Annotated in this window: 15 protein-coding genes and 1 pseudogene; 8 read left to right on the top strand and 8 right to left on the bottom strand. The window is 70.6% G+C overall.

Annotated elements, in window-relative coordinates:
* Nucleotides 1-129: 129 nt before the first annotated feature.
* Together alr and radA are read left to right on the top strand one after the other, a co-directional pair.
* On the top strand, nucleotides 130-1,212 hold the full coding sequence (gene alr, locus FV242_RS15185) for an alanine racemase (RefSeq protein ID WP_147939497.1): 1,083 nt from the start codon (nucleotides 130-132) through the stop codon (nucleotides 1,210-1,212).
* A gap of 46 nt (nucleotides 1,213-1,258) precedes the next feature.
* A complete protein-coding gene (gene radA, locus FV242_RS15180; protein WP_147909603.1) occupies nucleotides 1,259-2,695 on the top strand; it encodes a DNA repair protein RadA in 1,437 nt (478 codons plus the stop codon).
* A gap of 6 nt (nucleotides 2,696-2,701) precedes the next feature.
* On the opposite strand, the gene moaA is transcribed toward radA, so the two are convergent.
* Nucleotides 2,702-3,760, bottom strand: a complete 1,059-nt coding sequence (gene moaA / locus FV242_RS15175; RefSeq protein ID WP_246692718.1) for a GTP 3',8-cyclase MoaA — start codon at nucleotides 3,758-3,760, stop codon at nucleotides 2,702-2,704.
* An 81-nt stretch (nucleotides 3,761-3,841) separates the two neighbouring features.
* On the opposite strand from moaA, the gene FV242_RS15170 reads away from it, so the two are divergent.
* The 4 genes from FV242_RS15170 (at nucleotide 3,842) to FV242_RS15155 (ending at nucleotide 5,301) form a co-directional block, all read left to right on the top strand.
* Nucleotides 3,842-4,264, top strand: coding sequence for a gamma-butyrobetaine hydroxylase-like domain-containing protein (locus tag FV242_RS15170; protein ID WP_147909604.1), 423 nt, complete (start codon nucleotides 3,842-3,844; stop codon nucleotides 4,262-4,264).
* A 78-nt stretch (nucleotides 4,265-4,342) separates the two neighbouring features.
* Nucleotides 4,343-4,570, top strand: a complete 228-nt coding sequence (locus FV242_RS15165; RefSeq protein ID WP_147939496.1) for a hypothetical protein — start codon at nucleotides 4,343-4,345, stop codon at nucleotides 4,568-4,570.
* Nucleotides 4,567-4,860 carry a type II toxin-antitoxin system RelE/ParE family toxin gene (locus FV242_RS15160; RefSeq protein WP_281407068.1) on the top strand — a complete coding sequence of 98 codons (294 nt, stop codon included), beginning with the start codon at nucleotides 4,567-4,569 and terminating at the stop codon, nucleotides 4,858-4,860. The genes FV242_RS15165 and FV242_RS15160 overlap by 4 nt, the downstream gene beginning before the upstream one ends.
* Before the next feature lie 114 nt (nucleotides 4,861-4,974).
* The gene (locus tag FV242_RS15155) at nucleotides 4,975-5,301 is read left to right on the top strand and encodes a cupin domain-containing protein (protein WP_147939495.1); all 327 of its coding nucleotides are present in this window, start codon (nucleotides 4,975-4,977) and stop codon (nucleotides 5,299-5,301) included.
* Nucleotides 5,302-5,352: 51 nt separating this feature from the next.
* On the opposite strand, the gene FV242_RS15150 is transcribed toward FV242_RS15155, so the two are convergent.
* Both FV242_RS15150 and mdoH read right to left on the bottom strand, forming a co-directional pair.
* Complete coding sequence (locus FV242_RS15150) at nucleotides 5,353-6,012, bottom strand: L,D-transpeptidase (protein ID WP_147939494.1); 660 nt, start codon at nucleotides 6,010-6,012, stop codon at nucleotides 5,353-5,355.
* A gap of 237 nt (nucleotides 6,013-6,249) precedes the next feature.
* A complete protein-coding gene (gene mdoH, locus FV242_RS15145) occupies nucleotides 6,250-8,220 on the bottom strand; it encodes a glucans biosynthesis glucosyltransferase MdoH (protein WP_147939493.1) in 1,971 nt (656 codons plus the stop codon).
* A 295-nt stretch (nucleotides 8,221-8,515) separates the two neighbouring features.
* Between mdoH and FV242_RS15140 the strand changes: the two genes are divergently transcribed.
* Nucleotides 8,516-10,024 carry a glucan biosynthesis protein gene (locus FV242_RS15140; protein ID WP_147939492.1) on the top strand — a complete coding sequence of 503 codons (1,509 nt, stop codon included), beginning with the start codon at nucleotides 8,516-8,518 and terminating at the stop codon, nucleotides 10,022-10,024.
* Nucleotides 10,025-10,034: 10 nt separating this feature from the next.
* Here FV242_RS15140 and FV242_RS15135 read toward each other — a convergent pair whose 3' ends face one another.
* The 5 genes from FV242_RS15135 to dnaK form a co-directional block, all read right to left on the bottom strand.
* Nucleotides 10,035-10,235 carry a hypothetical protein gene (locus FV242_RS15135; RefSeq protein WP_147939491.1) on the bottom strand — a complete coding sequence of 67 codons (201 nt, stop codon included), beginning with the start codon at nucleotides 10,233-10,235 and terminating at the stop codon, nucleotides 10,035-10,037.
* A gap of 121 nt (nucleotides 10,236-10,356) precedes the next feature.
* Nucleotides 10,357-11,829 (bottom strand): glucose-6-phosphate dehydrogenase, encoded by a 1,473-nt coding sequence (gene zwf, locus FV242_RS15130; protein ID WP_147909611.1) that lies wholly within the window; start codon nucleotides 11,827-11,829, stop codon nucleotides 10,357-10,359.
* A 251-nt stretch (nucleotides 11,830-12,080) separates the two neighbouring features.
* Nucleotides 12,081-12,719, bottom strand: coding sequence for a class I SAM-dependent methyltransferase (locus FV242_RS15125; RefSeq protein WP_147909612.1), 639 nt, complete (start codon nucleotides 12,717-12,719; stop codon nucleotides 12,081-12,083).
* Nucleotides 12,720-12,920: 201 nt separating this feature from the next.
* Nucleotides 12,921-14,063 (bottom strand): molecular chaperone DnaJ, encoded by a 1,143-nt coding sequence (gene dnaJ, locus FV242_RS15120; protein ID WP_147939490.1) that lies wholly within the window; start codon nucleotides 14,061-14,063, stop codon nucleotides 12,921-12,923.
* Between the two features lie 277 nt (nucleotides 14,064-14,340).
* Nucleotides 14,341-16,260: a molecular chaperone DnaK gene (gene dnaK, locus FV242_RS15115; protein WP_147909614.1), complete on the bottom strand. Its 1,920-nt coding sequence runs from the start codon at nucleotides 16,258-16,260 to the stop codon at nucleotides 14,341-14,343.
* A gap of 389 nt (nucleotides 16,261-16,649) precedes the next feature.
* Between dnaK and FV242_RS15110 the strand changes: the two are divergent.
* A pseudogene (locus tag FV242_RS15110) lies at nucleotides 16,650-16,833 on the top strand (hypothetical protein); the annotation flags it as partial.

The following is a 16,833-nucleotide window of genomic DNA, read 5'->3' as shown; positions in this document are numbered from 1 at the left end:
AAACGTCGGACAATTTCTTTTCTGCAGACGACTGTTTTGCTATGAACCGCGGACAGACATCCGTCTCGGAAATCCATTATGCATCTTGCATGTCCGCTCGGGACCGATTGGACCGTAGGCGTCCGGTAGATGACCAAATCCCAAACGATTGACGGCGCCCACGGCGCCCGGCTGACCATCGATCTCGGGGCGATCGCCGCGAATTGGCGATCGCTGGCCGCCCGGGGCGCGGATTGCGCCGCCGTGGTGAAAGCAGACTCCTATGGCTGCGGCGTCGCCCGGGTCGGGCCGGCCCTGTGGGCGGCCGGGTGCCGGACCTTCTTCGTCGCCCACCTGTCCGAGGCCATCGCGGGCCGGGCCGCCCTGCCGGAGGCCGCGCTCTACGTCCTGAACGGGCTGCCGCCCGGTGCCGGCGCGACCTTCGCGGCCCACGGCCTGCGCCCGGTGCTCGGCAGCCGCGAGGAGATGACGGAGTGGGCGGCGGTCTCGGGCGGGCGCCTGCCGGCGGCGCTCCACGTCGATACCGGGATGAACCGCCTGGGGCTGCCGGTGCCGGAGGCGCTGGCGCTCGCGGGCGACCCGTGCATCGCGGCCTGCGGGATCGACCTGCTGATGAGCCACTTCGTCAGCGCCGAGAAACCGGCCGACCCGGTCAACGCCCGGCAGATCGCCGACTTCGCCCGGGTCCGGGCCGCCTACCCGGGCCTGCTTGCGTCGCTCGCCAATTCATCCGGCGTCTTCCTCGACGGCGCCCGGTACGACCTGCTGCGCCCGGGCTATGCCCTGTTCGGCGGCAACCCGACGCCCGGATCCGCCAACCCGATGCGCCCGGTGGTGCGGCTGGAGGCCCTGATCGCGCAGGTGCGGGATGTCGAGGCCGGAACCAGCGTCGGCTATAACGGCCGCTGGACGGCCCCGGCCCCGAGCCGGCTCGCCACCCTGTCGCTCGGCTACGCGGACGGCTTCCCCCGGGCGATCAGCGGGCGCGGCCAGGCGTTGGTCGGGCGCGTGCCCTGCCCGATCCTGGGCCTCGTCTCCATGGACCTGATCATTCTCGACGTCACCGCGGCCCCCGCCGCCCGGCGCGGCGCCACCGCGGTGCTGATCGGCGACAGCCTCGACATCGACACCGTCGGCCGCGCCGCCGGCACGATCGGCTACGAGATCCTGACGGGGCTGGGTTCGCGTTATGTTCGAACTTATGTAGGGTGATCCGAACCCACCTTACGAATGCCGGACCGGCGGCGCGCGGACCCGAATGGCCAAGATCCACCAGACCTTCGTCTGCCAATCCTGCGGGGCGGTCTACAACCGCTGGCGCGGGCGCTGCGAGGCCTGCAACGGCTGGAACACGATCGTCGAGGAGGCCGCCGCGGCGCCCGGCCAGTCCGGGCCGGTCGCGACGCGGCCGTCCCGCGCCCGCGGCCGGGTGTTTCCGCTCGAGGGCCTGACCGGCGAGACCAAGGAGGCGCCGCGCATCCCCTCGGGGATCGGCGAACTCGACCGGGTCACCGGCGGCGGCTTCGTGCGCGGCTCGGTGATCCTGCTCGGCGGCGATCCCGGCATCGGCAAGTCCACCCTGCTGATGCAGGCCTCCGCCGCCATGGCGGGGACCGGCGAGCGGGTCGCCTACATCTCCGGCGAGGAGGCGGTGGGGCAGGTGCGCCTGCGGGCCGAGCGGCTGGGCTTGAGTTCCCGTCCGGTGGATCTGGCCGCCGAGACCAATGTCGAGGACATCATCGAGACCCTCAGCCAGGGCCGCCCGCCGGCGCTCGCGATCATCGATTCGATCCAGACCATGTGGACCGAGACCGTCGAATCGGCCCCCGGCACGGTCACGCAGGTGCGCTCCTCGGCCCAGGCGCTGATCCGCTTCGCCAAGACCACCGGCACCGCGGTGATCCTGGTCGGCCACGTCACCAAGGACGGGCAGATCGCCGGCCCCCGGGTGGTGGAGCACATGGTCGACGCGGTGGCCTCGTTCGAGGGCGACCAGGGCCACCATTTCCGCATCCTGCGCGCCGTGAAGAACCGCTTCGGCCCCACCGACGAGATCGGGGTGTTCGAGATGACCGATGCGGGGCTCGCCGAGGTGCCCAACCCCTCGGCCCTGTTCCTGGCCGGGCGCGACCACCAGGCCGCCGGCACCGCGGTCTTCGCCGGGATGGAGGGCACGCGGCCCCTGCTGGTGGAGATCCAGGCGCTGGTGGCGCCGTCCTCGCTCGGCATGCCCCGCCGGGCCGTGGTCGGCTGGGACCCGAACCGGCTGTCCATGGTGCTGGCCGTGCTGGAGGCCCATGGCGGCATCCGGCTCGGCACCCACGACGTTTACCTGAATGTCGCCGGCGGCCTGCGCATCACCGAACCGGCCGCCGACCTCGCGGTGGCGGCCGCTCTGGTCTCGTCCCTGTCGGGGGCGGTGCTGCCGCCGGAGACCGTCTATTTCGGCGAGATCGGCCTGTCCGGGGCGATCCGCCCGGTGGCGCAGGCGGGCGCCCGGCTGAAGGAGGCCCAGAAGCTCGGATTCGCCAAGGCGCTGATCCCGCAGGGCCGGGGCGAGGGCGACAAGGCTCTGGCGGTGGAGACGCTGCGCCACATCGCCGACCTGGTGGCGGGAATCAGCGCCGGGGCGCCGCGCAGGGGATCCGGACAGCGCGGACGAGCGCAGTCGCGCTACGCCGACGAGGAGATGTGACGCGCGCTACCCGCCCGTCACGCTCATGTGGCGCGGCACCGCGGCCGGGCGCTGGCGCTCGATGACGAAGTCGTGGCCCTTCGGCTTGCGCGTGATCGCCTCGACCACCGCCGCCGCCAGCACGGCATCATCCGGGGAGGCGCGCAGCACGGCACGCAGATCCGCGGAATCCTCCTGGCCGAGGCACAGGTAAAGCTGGCCGGTGCAGGTCAGGCGCACCCGGTTGCAGCTCTCGCAGAAATTGTGGGTCAGCGGCGTGATGAAGCCGAGCTTGCCGCCGGTCTCCTCGACCCGGACGTAGCGCGCCGGGCCGCCGGTGCGGTCGGAGAGCGGCGTCAGGGTGTAGCGGCTCTCCAGGCGCTGCCGCGCCACCGAGAGCGGCAGGAACTGGTCCGTGCGGTCGGCCTCGATCTCGCCCAGCGGCATGACTTCGATCAGCGTCATGTCCATGCCCAGACCGTGGGCCCAGGTGATCATGTCGGGGATTTCATCGGCGTTGACGTCGCGCAGGGCCACCGCGTTGATCTTGACCTTCATGCCGGCCGCCCGCGCGGCCGCGATGCCGTCGAGCACCACCGGCAGGTCGCCCCGCCGGGTGATCGCCCGGAACTTTTGGGGGTCCAGCGTATCCAGGGACACGTTGATCCGGCGCACCCCGAGGCTCGCCAGCTCGGCGGCGTAGCGCGTGAGCTGGGTACCGTTGGTGGTCAGCGTCAGCTCCTCGAGCGCGCCGGAATCGAGGTGGCGCGACAGGCGGCGGAACAGGTGCATGATGTCGCGGCGGACCAGCGGCTCGCCGCCGGTGATCCGCAACTTGCGCACGCCCCGGGCGATGAACACGCCGCAGAGCCGGTCCAGCTCCTCCAGGGTCAGCAGGTCGCGCTTGGGCAGGAACTGCATGGTCTCCGACATGCAGTAGGCGCAGCGCAAATCGCAGCGATCCGTCACGGAGATGCGCAGGTACGAGATCGCCCGCTGGAACGGGTCGATCAGCGGTGCGGGGTTCGGCGCGCGGGGCGCCGCGGCCGAAAACCCCTGCGGCGTGCTGGAGATGTCATCGAGCATGATTGAGCATATGATGCCCGATACGGTCGTGGGCAAGCCGACCCCGGGCCGCGGCCCCGGAATGCTTGAGGAGTGTGACCCGTGAACGAGGATCTGTGGCCGACCGAGATCCGCCTGTCGGCCGACCGGCGGGTGCTGAACGTCGCCTTCGAGGACGGAGCGCGCTTCGCCCTGCCGGCCGAGTACCTGCGGGTGTCGAGCCCGTCGGCCGAGGTGCAGGGACATTCGCCCCTGGAGCGCAAGGTGATCGGCGGCAAGCGCGCCGTGGCGATCCTGGCCGTGGACCCGATCGGCAACTACGCGGTCAAGCTCGGCTTCGACGACATGCACGACACCGGGATCTACGGCTGGGAATACCTCCACATCCTCGGCCGCGAATACGAATCCCGGTGGCAGACCTACCTCACCGAACTGGCCGAGCGCGGGCTCGACCGCGAGACCGCGCGCACCGCCCCGGTGAAGCAGACCGGGGGCTGCGGCTCGGGCTCGTGCGGCTGCCATTGAGGTCGACTGGTCAGAACGCCGGCAGCTTCCGCGCCAAGACGACTTCTCTCGGCAATGATTCTGACGCACGATGACGGCATGACGGAGCTTCTCGACCGAGCCATCGCGCGCGTGCGCATGCTGCCCTCCGAAACTCAGGACGAGCTGGCCGGCGTCCTCCTGCGCCTCGCCGGCGAGGACGAGGCTGTCTACCGGATCAGCCCGGAGGAAGAAGCGTCTTTCGTGAACTCGCGCGCCCAGGCGGCGCGGCGTGATTTCGCTTCGGATGAGCAGATCCGGGCGATCTGGGCGAAGCACGGGCTTTGAGACTGCGCTTTACCGCGGATGCGGCGGCGGAACTTGAGCGTGTGCTCTCGGAGATCGCGCAGGCATCGCCTCAAGGGGCACGACGCGTTCAGGGCCGGATCCAGATTGTCCTCGATTTCCTTCTGGATCAGCCGAGAAGCGGCCGGTTGACGAGCCTAAAAAATCTCCGGCGCATCGCAGTGCGACCCCACCCGTATTTAATTTTCTACGAGGCTTCCGAAGACGAAGTCGTCATCATCGGAATCCGCCATGGTGCCCGTGCCCCCTCCTCGATGCCGGGAGCGCCGTGACGCGCGGTCGGGCCGATCGGGCGTTCAGATCTGACCGGCTCACCGGCCGGCGATCGCATCCTCATCTTTGGACGTTCGGTGCGAGCCGGACGTCTCGCCAGCCCCGGAGCCACCATGGCCTTCACCTGCACGATCCCCGCAGTGCCCACGATCCAGCAGGACGATGCCACGGTCCGCATCACCCGCTGGGATTTCTCGCCCGGGGCGGTGACCGGCTGGCACGAGCACGGCTGGCCGTATTTCGTGGTGATGCTGGTCGAGGGCGTGCTGCGCGTCCATGACGGGGCGGCGGTCAGCGAGACCCTGCTGGCGGCCGGGCAATCCTACATGCGCCCGGCCGGAATCCGGCACGACGTGATGAACGGGTCGGAGCACCCGATCGCGTTCATCGAGATCGAGGTGAAGCGCCCCGCCGCGCTGGTGACATTGCCCGAGGCCTGAACGCAAAAGGGCCGGCCTCGCGGCCGGCCCCATCCAAAAAGTCCCAAAAAATCAGCGCTGGACGATGACCTTCGTGCCGACCTTGGCGCGGGTGTAGAGGTCGGTGACGTCGTCGTTCGTCATGCGGATGCAGCCCGAGGAGACGGCGGTGCCGATGGTCTCCGGCTCGTTCGAGCCGTGGATCCGGTAGATCGAGCCGCCGAGATACATGGCGCGGGCGCCGAGGGGGTTCTCGATCCCGCCCTTCATGTAGCGCGGCAGGTCGGGCCGGCGGCGCAGCATGGTCGACGGCGGACGCCAATCCGGCCACTCGCGCTTCATCGTGATGGTCTGCACGCCGCCCCAGGTGAAGCCCGGACGGCCGACGCCGACGCCGTAGCGCAGGGCCTGGCCGCCGCCCATCACGTAGTAGAGCCGCCGCTCGGCCGTGGAGACCACGATCGTGCCGGCGCCGTAGGGGCCGCTATACGCCACGGTCTCGCGCGGGATCGCCGACATCTGCGGCACCGCCGCGTCCATGGGGTCGGCCGGGTTGAGGGAGGCGTTGGCCACCGGCACCGCCACGGTCTCGACGGCCTGCGGACGCACCCGCACGGACAGTGCATCGTTCAGAGGCTGACGGGTCAGCGGGTCGATCTCGTAGGCGAACGCCGGCGCGGTGCAGGCGACCGCGCCGAAGAGCCCTACGAGGGCGGGAAGGAAACGACGCATCAAAGCCTCTCGGGGCAGGCGCGAAATGGAGTGGGAACGCAGCGAATTACTGGGGCACGATGCCGTGCCGATCCTCGCCAAGGGGTAAACGCTCGCGTCCCAAAACCAAGTCTCAAACCGCCCCGCTCGGCCGGTTCCGCCCCTCCGTGACTCGATGGCAACACTGTGGCAGCTTGGCCATAAGCGGGGGATGGACCGGGGCGTTTACGCGTATCCGCCCCGGTCCGCCGCCGACGCTCACGCCTCGTCGGCGGCGAGCCAGATCGTGGGCTCCAGGGCCGCCGCGCGGACGAGGGCCGGCGCGGCGGCCGGGAGGCCGCGGATCTGGCTCAGCTCGGCCAGCTCGGGCGCCTGCGCGGTGTCGTCGGCGGTGAGGAACAGGCCCCGGGCCCGGGCGGCGCGGCCGAGATCGGCCCGGCTGGTCCAGACGCTCTGCGCCGGGCTCGTGAGCAGCGCGAGCGCCAGGGGCGCCAGCCACAGGCCGAGCCAGGCATCGCCGGCCCAGACCAGGGCGAAGACGATCAGCGCCCCGACCACCACGGCGTCGGCCTGCAGCCGGAACGCCTCCGACCAGGAGACCTGCCGGTCGTCGCGGTCCTGGGTCTCCCAGCGCACCACCCGGCCCAGGAAGGTCGAGACCACGGCGCCGGCGGTGAACAGGGTCAGCACCGGCCACAGGATCACCCACACGGCCTGCTCCAGGGTGGCGCTCGCCAGCAGCGCCCGGGTGCCGCCGAACGCCGCCCGGCGCCCGGGCGAGGCGAGGACGTGGCCGAGGCTCAGCACCTTGGGCAGCGCCAGCACGGCGAGGCTGAGGGCGGCGAGGCCGTGGGCGGCGGCGCCGTGGCCGGTCAGCCCGTAGGCGAGCAGGCCGAGGTCGCCGGTGCGGGCCGCCTGCCAGGAGGCCAGGCCCAGGAAGGCGATCCAGAGCGGCAGCATGCCGTAGGCCAGGATGCCGACCGCGAGGTGCCAGCGGCTAGCCGCGTGCAGCCCGGCCCAGGGCAGGACGCGCAGGTGCTGCAGGTTGCCCTGGCACCAGCGGCGCTCGCGGCCGAGCAGGTCGACGAGGTTCGTGGGCATCTCCTCCCAGGTCCCGCCCATCTCGGGCAGCAGGCGAACCTCCCAGCCGGCCCGGACCATCAGGGCGCCCTCGACGATGTCGTGGCACAGGATCTCGCCGCCGAGCGGCGCCCGGCCGGGCAGGACAGGCAGCTGCGCGTTCTGCGCGAAGGCCTCGATCCGCAGGATCGCGTTGTGGCCCCAGTAGCTGCCCTCCGGGCCCTGCCAGGTCTCCAGGCAGCGCAGGGCCAGCGGCGCGTAAAGGCGCACGGCGAATTGCTGGATCCGGGCGAACAGCGTGTCCCGGCCCGCCGCGTACGAGACGGTCTGGATCAGGCCGGTGCGGGGGCTCTCGTCCATCAGGCCCACGAGCCGGGTCATGGCGGCGCCGGTCATCAGGCTGTCGGCGTCGAGGACGATCATGTAGGCGTAGTCCGCGCCGTGGCTGCGGCAGAACGCGCCGATGTTGCCGGCCTTGCGGCCGGTGTTCTCGGTCCGGCGGCGGTAGCGGATCCGCGGCAGGGCCGGGTCGGCCTCCACCCAGGCCAGGATGCGGGCGTATTCGTGTTCCTCGACGGCCGCGATCGCGCCGTCCCGGGTGTCCGACAGGACGAAGATGTCGATGGCTTTCCCCGAGCCCTGCGCCTGCTCGCGCGCCAGCGAGCGGGCCATCACCCGGAGCCTGGCGAACACCGCCACCGCGTCCTCGGCGTGGATCGCCACCACGGCGGCGGTCCGGCCGGAGCCCGCGGCGGGCGCTTCGGCGGCCTCCGCCCGGCGCTCCAGCACCGACTTCGCCCGGTCGCCCAGGAGCGTGGCCACGAGCCCGTAGACGTATTGGCAGGCGACAAACGCCTGCCAGCCCATCAGCAGGCCGAACAGGACCAGGAGGGTCCAGGCCAGCGGGCTGCCGCCGGCCGGGTAGGCGGTGGCCGCCAGCCATGCGAGACCGCCCGCGGTAGCGAGGCTCGGGACCGCCAGGGCGAGGCGCCGGGCCAGCAGGGCCCGGCGGCGGCCGGCCCAGGCCTCGGGTTCGGGGGGAACCGCGCCGGTCCGTACAGGCTGGGGATCGGGAATGCCCGGACAGGCGTTCCGGTGCGGCCGCTCGGCGGAGGCGGTGACGCGTGAGGAGGGGACGCGTGAGGACATGGCGCGAGAAACTCGACCGTGGAAGCCTGCCGGCCGCCGCGCCGCGTACGGGCGGAAACCGATGAGCGTGGACACCGATATGCGGGGCGAGGACACGCAGCCGACCCGGCCGCACAGGCAGCCGGAGGCCGAACGGATCGATCCCCCCTCCCGACGCAGCGTTCTCAGGACGGCCCTGACCGCGGCTGCCGGCAGTATTCTACCTAGCGCTATAGATCTGAATGGCGCCCGAACATGGGCCGGACCGGCGCTTCAGCCGCAGGGACCGGTCTCCGGGGCTTCTCAGGACGCCGCGATGACCTTCGAGACCCTGTCGGCCCAGGCCGAGCGGCTGGCCGCCGCCCCCTACGCGGCCCCGCCCAGCGAGTTGCCGCCGTCGCTGACCGGGCTCGATTACGACGGCTACCGGAGCATCGTCTTCCGGCCGTCCGAAAGCGTGCCGCTGGGCCGCCATTTCAGCGCGCAGCTGTTCCACCGCGGCTTCCTGCAGCGCAAGCGCGTGGCGCTCTACCTCCAGCCGCGCACCGGCCCGGCCCGGCCGATCCCGTACGAGAGCCGGATGTTCGACCTCGGCGGGCGGCTCGCCGGCCAGGGTTTTCCGGCCGATCTCGGCTTCGCGGGCTTCCGCCTGCACTACGCCTTCCCGGAGATGCCGGCCTGGCGGTCCGAGGGCTTCCAGGAGGAGTTCCTGGTCTTCCTCGGCGCGTCCTATTTCCGGCTGCGCGCGGCCGGCCAGGAATACGGGCTCTCGGCCCGGGGGCTCGCCATCGGCACCGGCGCCCCGGAGGGCGAGGAGTTTCCCGACTTCATCGCCCACTGGCTGTGCGAGCCGGAGCCGGAGGCGCGCACCCTCACGGTGCTGTCGCTCCTCGACAGCCCAAGCGTGTCCGGCGCCTATCGGTTCGTGATCACCCCCGGGGCCCCGGCGCGGATCGCCGTCACCGCGTCGCTCCACCCGCGCACCGCGATCCCGCGGCTCGGGCTGGCGCCGCTCACCAGCATGTTCCTGTACGGCCAGAACGGGCCCGGCGCCCGGGGCGCCAAGCCGTTCGACGACTTCCGCCCGCAGGTGCACGATTCCGATGGGCTGTGCGTCGCCACCCCGGGCGACCGGCTGTGGCGGCCGCTGGTCAACGGACGCCGGCAGCCGCAGATCTCGGCCTTCGGGGCGAAGCCGCTCACCGGGTTCGGGCTGCTGCAGCGGGAGCGGAGCTTTGCCGCCTATCTGGACGTGGAGGCGCGCCAGGAGGCCCGGCCCGGCCTGTGGGTGTCGCCCGACCAAGGGCGTGCCTTCGCGGAGGGCGCCGTGCAGCTCTACGAGATCCCCTCGGACGAAGAGTACATGGATAACATCGTGGCGGCCTTCGCGCCGGCCGATCCGGTGCAGCCGGGCACGGCCCTGCGTCTCGCCTACGGCCTGACCACCGTGGGGGCGGAGCCCGCGGACGCGATCCCGCAACCCGCGCTCGCCCGGGTCACCGAGACCCGGTTCGGTTCGGCCGAGCGCCTGCGCCCGACCGTCCCGCCGAGGCCGGAGCGGCGCCTCTGCATGATCGATTTCGAGGGTCCGTCACTGCCGAAGGGTCCGGACGAGGCGGTCGCCGCGGAGGTCTCGGCCAGCGCCGGCACGCTGCACGAGCCGGTGGCCAACTTCGTGCCGCAGACCGGCGGCTGGCGCGTCTACGTGGAGTGGCGGCCGCCCCAGCCGATGCCGGCGGGGGACATCGTGCTGCGGGTGCGGCTGATCCGCAAAACCACGCCGCTCAGCGAGCCGCTCAGCGAGACTTGGGACGCGGTGGTCTGATGATCCCCGCTCAGGCGCTGCGCTGCTCGCGCTCCAGGCGTTTTGCGAGGCGGGTGGCGCCGTAGACCTCGCTCAGGCGGCGGCGGGCGGCGGAGATCGGCGGCGCCTGCCGCTCGACATGGGCGGCCGCGATGACCCGCAGGGCGGCGTCGACCGAGCGCTCCAGCCGGCGTTCGGCCGAGCCGGCCATGCCTGGATCCGTGTTCAGCATGCGATGATCCCTCGTGCGAGGCCGGGCCCGCCCTCTCGCGGGGCGGTGACCGGCGGCGGGGACCAATCTCGTCATCCGGCTTGACCGCATCAAGGCAGCTTGGCCGTAAGCCGCCGCGCCGTTACCGCAGCTCCTCGTGCCAGGTCCGCCCGTCGCGCTCGATCAGCGCGATGGCGGCGGTGGGCCCCCAGCTCCCGGCCGGGTAGGGCCGCGGCGCCTCCGGACGGTCGGCCCAGGCCTTGAGCACGCCGTCGGCCCAGGCCCAGGCAGCCTCGACCTCATCGCGGCGCATGAACAAGGTGGCGTTGCCCCGGACCACGTCCATCAGCAGGCGCTCGTAGGCGTCCGGGTAGCGCTGCTTGAAGGTCTCCTCGAAGGAGATGTCGAGGTCGGTCGGGCGCAGCCGCAGGCCACCGGGGCCCGGATCCTTGGTCATCACCTCGAGCTTCATGCCCTCCTGCGGCTGCAGGCGGATCACGAGGCGGTTGGGCTCGCGCCCGAACGCCTCCTCGGGGAAGATCGAGAACGGCGAGGCCCGGAACTGGACCACGATCTCCGACAGCTTCTGCGGCAGGCGCTTGCCGGTGCGCAGGTAGAACGGCACCCCGGCCCAGCGCCCGGACTGGATCTCGACCTTCATGGCCACGAAGGTCTCGGTCCGGCTCTCGTGGCCGAGCTCGGCGAGGTAGCCCTCCACCGGCTTGCCGTCGACGGCGCCCGCCACATACTGGCCGCGGACCGTGGCGAACTGGATGTCGTGGGCGGTGATCGGCTTGAGGGCGCGCAGCACCTTCAGCTTCTCGTCGCGCACCGAGTTGGCCTCGAGGTTGAGCGGGCTCTCCATGGCGGTGAGGCACAGGAGCTGCAGGATGTGGTTCTGCAGCATGTCGCGCATCGCGCCCGAGGTGTCGTAGTAGCCGGCCCGGCCCTCGACCCCGACCGTCTCGGCCACGGTGATCTGGACGTGGTCGATCACGTCCGAGGTCCAGAGCCGCTCGAAGATCGTGTTGGCGAACCGCAGGGACAGCAGGTTCTGCACCGTCTCCTTGCCGAGGTAGTGGTCGATCCGGAAGATCTGCGATTCGGGGAAGACCTCGCCGACCGCGTCGTTGATCGCACGGGCCGATTTCAGATCCTTGCCGATCGGCTTCTCCAGCACGACTCGCGACTTCTCGCCCACGAGCCCGTGCGCGGCGAGGTTGCGGCAGATCGAGCCGTAGAGGTCGGGCGAGGTGGCGAGATAATAGGGCCGGACCTGGTCGGGCCGCTCGTCGAGCTTGGCCACGAGGTCGGCCCAGCCGCTCTCGCCGGCCCCGTCCACCGCGACGTAATCCACGTGGTCGAGGAAGGCGTGGAGCGCATCCTCGGCGAGGTCCGAGGCGGGCACGAAGCGCTTGAGCGCGTCCCTCGCATGCTCCCGGAACGCGTCGGTGGACAGCTCCGAGCGCGAGGCGCCGATGATTCGGCTGGTCTGCGGGATCTGCCCGTCCCGGAACCGGTAGAACAGCGCCGGCAGCAGCTTGCGCGCCGTGAGATCGCCGGTGGCGCCGAACACGACGCAGTCGAACGAGGCAACGGGGATGATCGTGGCCAAAAGAGCGGCTCCCTGGTGTCGTGCGCGGGTGCAGCGCGGCGGGCGCGCCGCACTGACCTAACCTGGGTGCAAACGCTTCGCCAGACGAGGGGGGACCGTCAGCAAGGTCCGCGGCGCATGCCTCCGGATGAAGAGCTGAACGCCGGCTCGGTCCGATGCAGGCCTGTCAGCGCAGCTCAGCGAAGCAACCCAGGGCTCCGCGCGGCGCGGCGTTCCGCTCGATGGGACAGTTGGTGGCAACAAGAGGTGTCCTACGGCCGGCGATACACCCAGACCCGCGCGGGCGGCAGGTTCAGCCAGACCCGGTTCGAGCGGTCCGCCGTGTAACTGCCGGCCTCGCAGCGGGCCGGGATCGGCGGAACCACCGCGTAGGTGAACTGCACGAACGGCGCGCCCGGCTGCATCAGGTCGTGGGCGGCGTTGAGCAGGTCGAGGCGCTGCTCCAGCGGCTTGGTGAACAGCGGCAGGCTCGAGATGGTCGCGGCGGCGGGCTGGGCCAGCGCCGTCTTGAGGGTCGCGCGCATGTCGTAGGCATCGCCGCGGATCACGGTCACACCCGGGAAGCGCCGGGTCAGCAGGCGGCAGAAATCCGGGTTGAACTCCACCAGGATCAGCCGCGAGGGCGCGATGCCCCGGCGGATCAGCGCCTCCGTGACCGGGCCGGTGCCGGGGCCGAGCTCGACCACCGGGCCTTCGCGGCGCGGATCGACGTAGGACGCCATGGTCCGGGCCAGCATCTTGCCGGACGGGGTTACGGCGCCGGTCACGAGCGGCCGCTCGAACCAGGAACGGAGGAAGCGGGCTTCGTCCTCCAGGGGGTCGCGCCGCGGCCCAAGATTGTCCCCCCTGGCGGCAGGGGCCTTCGCACTGGGACGGCGGAGCGGCGGCAAGTCCTGGATTCCTCGAAGCCGATGGGAATGGAAGGCTAAGGCAACGCGCCGTCTTACAGTCAAGCCGGGCCGGCGCCTAGGGTAAGCATGCCACGCTCGCCGGATGCATAACGAGCGTGCACCGGTTCGGATCCGGCCCAACGCGCCCGCCGCCGACCGGGATGCCGATTCGACCCCGGCGAGCGCGTCGGATCGGCGTTCCTAGGGTCGAACGGCGCTGCCGAAGAAATCCCGCACCTTGGCGAAGAAGCCCGCTGATTCCGGGTGATTCTCCGGCAAGGCCGATTGGTCGAACTCCTGCAGCAGTTCGCGCTGGCGCTTGGTCAGGTTCTGCGGGGTCTCGACGAAGACCTGGATGTAGAGGTCGCCGACCTCCCGGGCGCGGAGCACCGGCATGCCCTTGCCCTTGATCCGGAACTGCTTGGCGGTCTGCGTCCCGGCCGGGATCCGCACCTGGGTCTGCGAGCCGTCGATCACCGGCACGGTGATCTCGCCCGCGAGCGCCGCAGTGACCATCGAGATCGGCACCCGGCAGAACAGGTCGGCGCCGTCGCGCTGGAAGAACTCGTGCTGCTTGATCGACAGGAACACGTAGAGGTCCCCGGGCGGGCCGCCGCGCAGCCCGCTCTCGCCCTCGCCGGCCAGCCGGATGCGCAGGCCGTCATCGACGCCCGCCGGCACGTTGATCGAGAGCGTGCGCTCGCGGTTGACCCGGCCGGCGCCCTGGCAGGTGGCGCAGGGGTCGTCGACGATCTCGCCGCGGCCGTGGCAGTTCGGGCAGGTCCGCTCGATGGCGAAGAAACCCTGCGCGGCCCGCACCCGGCCGTAGCCCGCGCAGGTCGGGCAGGCGCGCGGCTTCGAGCCCGGCTTGGCGCCCGAGCCGTCGCAGGCCTCGCAGGTCACCGAGGTCGGGATCCGGATCGTCTCGGCCTTGCCGATGAAGGCCTCTTCGAGGGTGATCTCGAGGTTGTAGCGCAGGTCTGAGCCGCGCTCGCGGCCCGGCGTTCCGCCGCCACGGCCGCGTTGGGCGCCGCCCCGGCCGTCGCCGAAGAAGTTGTCGAAGATGTCCGACATGAAGTCGCCGAACTCGTTTCCGAATCCGGGGCCGCCCGCACCCTGGCTGAAGGCGGCGTGGCCGAACTTGTCGTAGGCCGCGCGCTTCTGCCCGTCCGAGAGGCACTGATAGGCCTCGTTCAATTCCTTGAACTTGATCTCGGCTTCCTTGTCGCCGGGATTGCGGTCGGGATGAAAGGTCATCGCGAGCTTGCGGAAGGCGACCTTCAGCTCACCTTCCGTCGCGGTCTTGGCGCATCCCAGGATCTCGTAATAGTCCCGCTTCGACATCCCACCCAGTCTCCGGACACTCAGAAGGCGCTGTGTTCCCTGGACCTGTCCCCAGGACCCGCCGGGGCGGGCCGTTCAGGGGGCGGTCTCGAGCAGGGTGAGCGGGCCGAGGCATCGCCGCGATCGTGGCGACCCCGGCGCTCTAGCATGAGCCGGCCGGTCCGAGGTTGAATTCGGACGATATCCGGGTCCTGCGGCGCCCGCGCAACAGCGCGTCTCACAAGCAGAGGCGGGGCCGGATCGCTCCGGCCCCGCACGGTCCTGTCGAAACGACGCCTCAGGCGCGCTTCTTCTGGTCCTTCTCGTCGACTTCCTGGAAGTCGGCGTCGATGACGTCGTCCTTCTTCTCGGAGGCGCCCGCCTCGGCACCGGCCTCGGGGCCGGCACCCTGCTGGTTGGCGCTGTACATCGCCTCGCCGAGCTTCATCGAGGCCTGCATCAGGTCCGTGGTCCGGGCCTTGATGGTCTCGACGTCCTCGCCCTCGAGCGCGGTCTTGAGCGCGGTCATCGCGGTCTCGATCGCGCCCTTGTCGGCGGCCGGGACCTTGTCGCCGTACTCCGCGACCGACTTCTCGGTGGCGTGGACCAGGCTCTCGCCCTGGTTCTTCACCTCGACCAGCTCGCGGCGCTTCTTGTCCGCCTCGGCGTTGGCTTCGGCGTCCTTCACCATCCGGTCGATGTCTGCGTCCGAGAGGCCGCCCGAGGCCTGGATGCGGATCTGGTGCTCCTTGTTCGTCGCCTTGTCCTTGGCCGTCACGTTGACGATGCCGTTGGCGTCGATGTCGAAGGTCACCTCGATCTGCGGCATGCCGCGGGGTGCCGGCGGGATGCCGACGAGGTCGAACTGGCCGAGCAGCTTGTTGTCGGCCGCCATCTCGCGCTCGCCCTGGAAGACCCGGATCGTGACGGCGTTCTGGTTGTCCTCCGCCGTCGAGAAGGTCTGGGACTTCTTGGTCGGGATCGTGGTGTTGCGGTCGATGAGCCGGGTGAACACGCCGCCCAGCGTCTCGATGCCCAGCGACAGCGGGGTCACGTCGAGCAGCAGCACGTCCTTGACGTCGCCCTGGAGCACGCCCGCCTGCACGGCGGCGCCGATCGCCACGACCTCATCGGGGTTGACGCCCTTGTGCGGCTCCTTGCCGAAGAAGGACTTCACCACCTCCTGGATCTTGGGCATCCGGATCATGCCGCCGACCAGCACCACCTCGTCGATCTCGGAGGCCGACACGCCGGCATCCTTGAGCGCCTTGCGGCAGGGCTCGATCGTGCGCTGCACCAGGTCGTCCACCAGCGACTCGAACTTCGCCCGGCTGAGCTTCAGCGCGAGGTGCTTCGGGCCGGTCTGGTCGGCGGTGATGTAGGGCAGGTTGATCTCGGTCTGGGTGGCCGAGGACAGCTCGATCTTCGCCTTCTCGGCGGCCTCCTTGAGGCGCTGGAGGGCGAGCTTGTCCTTGGTCAGGTCGATGCCCTGCTCCTTCTTGAACTCGGCGGTCAGGTACTCGACCACGCGGTTGTCGAAGTCCTCGCCGCCCAGGAAGGTGTCGCCGTTGGTGGACTTCACCTCGAACACGCCGTCGCCGATCTCGAGGATCGACACGTCGAAGGTGCCGCCGCCGAGGTCGTAGACCGCGATGGTGCCGGCCTTCTTCTTGTCGAGACCGTACGCGAGGGCGGCCGCGGTCGGCTCGTTGATGATGCGCAGCACCTCGAGGCCCGCGATCTTTCCGGCGTCCTTGGTCGCCTGGCGCTGGGCGTCGTTGAAGTAGGCCGGGACCGTGATGACCGCCTGCGTGACCGGCTGACCGAGATGCGACTCCGCGGTCTCCTTCATCTTCTGGAGCGTGAAGGCGGAGATCTGCGAGGGCGAATACTTCTTGCCGTCGGCCTCGACCCAGGCGTCGCCGTTGTCGCCGCGGACGATCGTGTAGGGGACGAGGCCCTTGTCCTTCTGGGTCATCGGGTCGTCGAAGGTGCGCCCGACGAGCCGCTTGATGGCGAAGAACGTGCGCTCGGGGTTCGTGACCGCCTGGCGCTTGGCCGGCTGGCCGACGAGCCGCTCGCCGTCGTCCGTGAAGGCGACGATCGACGGCGTGGTGCGGGCGCCTTCAGAATTCTCGATGACCCGGGGCTGCGTGCCTTCCATGACGGCCACGCACGAATTGGTGGTGCCCAGATCGATACCGATAACTTTACCCATGGTGGGATCCCTCTTCTGTCGCGTTCAAGCAGACCGCCGAGCCCCGAAGCAGCTCGGCCCATGGCGGATGTGCATGTGATGTGAGTATGGGACCCGGGCCGGATCAAGGGCCGTGAACGGCTGAAATCCAGCGCGTAATCCCGCGTCGAGGGCGATATAAGAACCCCCGGACGGGCTCGCAAGGCAAAGCCGGCCCGTTGGCCCCGGCGATCGGATTTTCTGCCAACGCGTTGGCGCTCCTGAAAAATCCTGCCGTGACGCCGGCCCTGCCCGAATGGCGTCGATGCATTTTGTTGCTCTGCTGCCACGTCAAGGCCATCGATGGCGTGTTAACGGTTCGACAAGGGGTTGAGCGTGGCCCCGCCACCTCGTCCTCTCGTCAGAGCCAGATGCCTCGGACCCGCAGCCTCCTGCTCCCCCGCCTGCTCCCCGTCCTGGCGGCCGCGATCGCGGTTCCCGCGCTGCTCGGCGCCCCGCCGGCGCAGGCCCAGAACTTCTTCGAGCGCCTGTTCGGGATCAAGCCCGAACGGCCGCCGGTGCCGCCCCGCGGCGTGCCCGAGGGTCCGCCCGCGG

The sequence above is a fragment of the Methylobacterium sp. WL64 genome (assembly GCF_008039945.1).
Classification (GTDB): Bacteria; Pseudomonadota; Alphaproteobacteria; order Rhizobiales; family Beijerinckiaceae; genus Methylobacterium.
This window is presented reverse-complemented; position numbering and strand designations above follow the sequence as displayed.

Bases quoted from the DNA above. Each gene is read 5' to 3' on its own strand.
- FV242_RS15135 (WP_147939491.1), bottom strand. From the start codon at position 10,235: ATGCTGAACACGGATCCAGGCATGGCCGGCTCGGCCGAACGCCGGCTG.
- alr (WP_147939497.1), top strand. From the start codon at position 130: ATGACCAAATCCCAAACGATTGACGGCGCCCACGGCGCCCGGCTGACC.
- FV242_RS15150 (WP_147939494.1), bottom strand. From the start codon at position 6,012: ATGCGTCGTTTCCTTCCCGCCCTCGTAGGGCTCTTCGGCGCGGTCGCC.
- FV242_RS15155 (WP_147939495.1), top strand. From the start codon at position 4,975: ATGGCCTTCACCTGCACGATCCCCGCAGTGCCCACGATCCAGCAGGAC.
- moaA (WP_246692718.1), bottom strand. From the start codon at position 3,760: ATGCTCGATGACATCTCCAGCACGCCGCAGGGGTTTTCGGCCGCGGCG.
- FV242_RS15140 (WP_147939492.1), top strand. From the start codon at position 8,516: ATGACCTTCGAGACCCTGTCGGCCCAGGCCGAGCGGCTGGCCGCCGCC.
- dnaJ (WP_147939490.1), bottom strand. From the start codon at position 14,063: ATGTCGAAGCGGGACTATTACGAGATCCTGGGATGCGCCAAGACCGCG.
- mdoH (WP_147939493.1), bottom strand. From the start codon at position 8,220: ATGTCCTCACGCGTCCCCTCCTCACGCGTCACCGCCTCCGCCGAGCGG.
- FV242_RS15165 (WP_147939496.1), top strand. From the start codon at position 4,343: ATGACGGAGCTTCTCGACCGAGCCATCGCGCGCGTGCGCATGCTGCCC.
- radA (WP_147909603.1), top strand. From the start codon at position 1,259: ATGGCCAAGATCCACCAGACCTTCGTCTGCCAATCCTGCGGGGCGGTC.
- dnaK (WP_147909614.1), bottom strand. From the start codon at position 16,260: ATGGGTAAAGTTATCGGTATCGATCTGGGCACCACCAATTCGTGCGTG.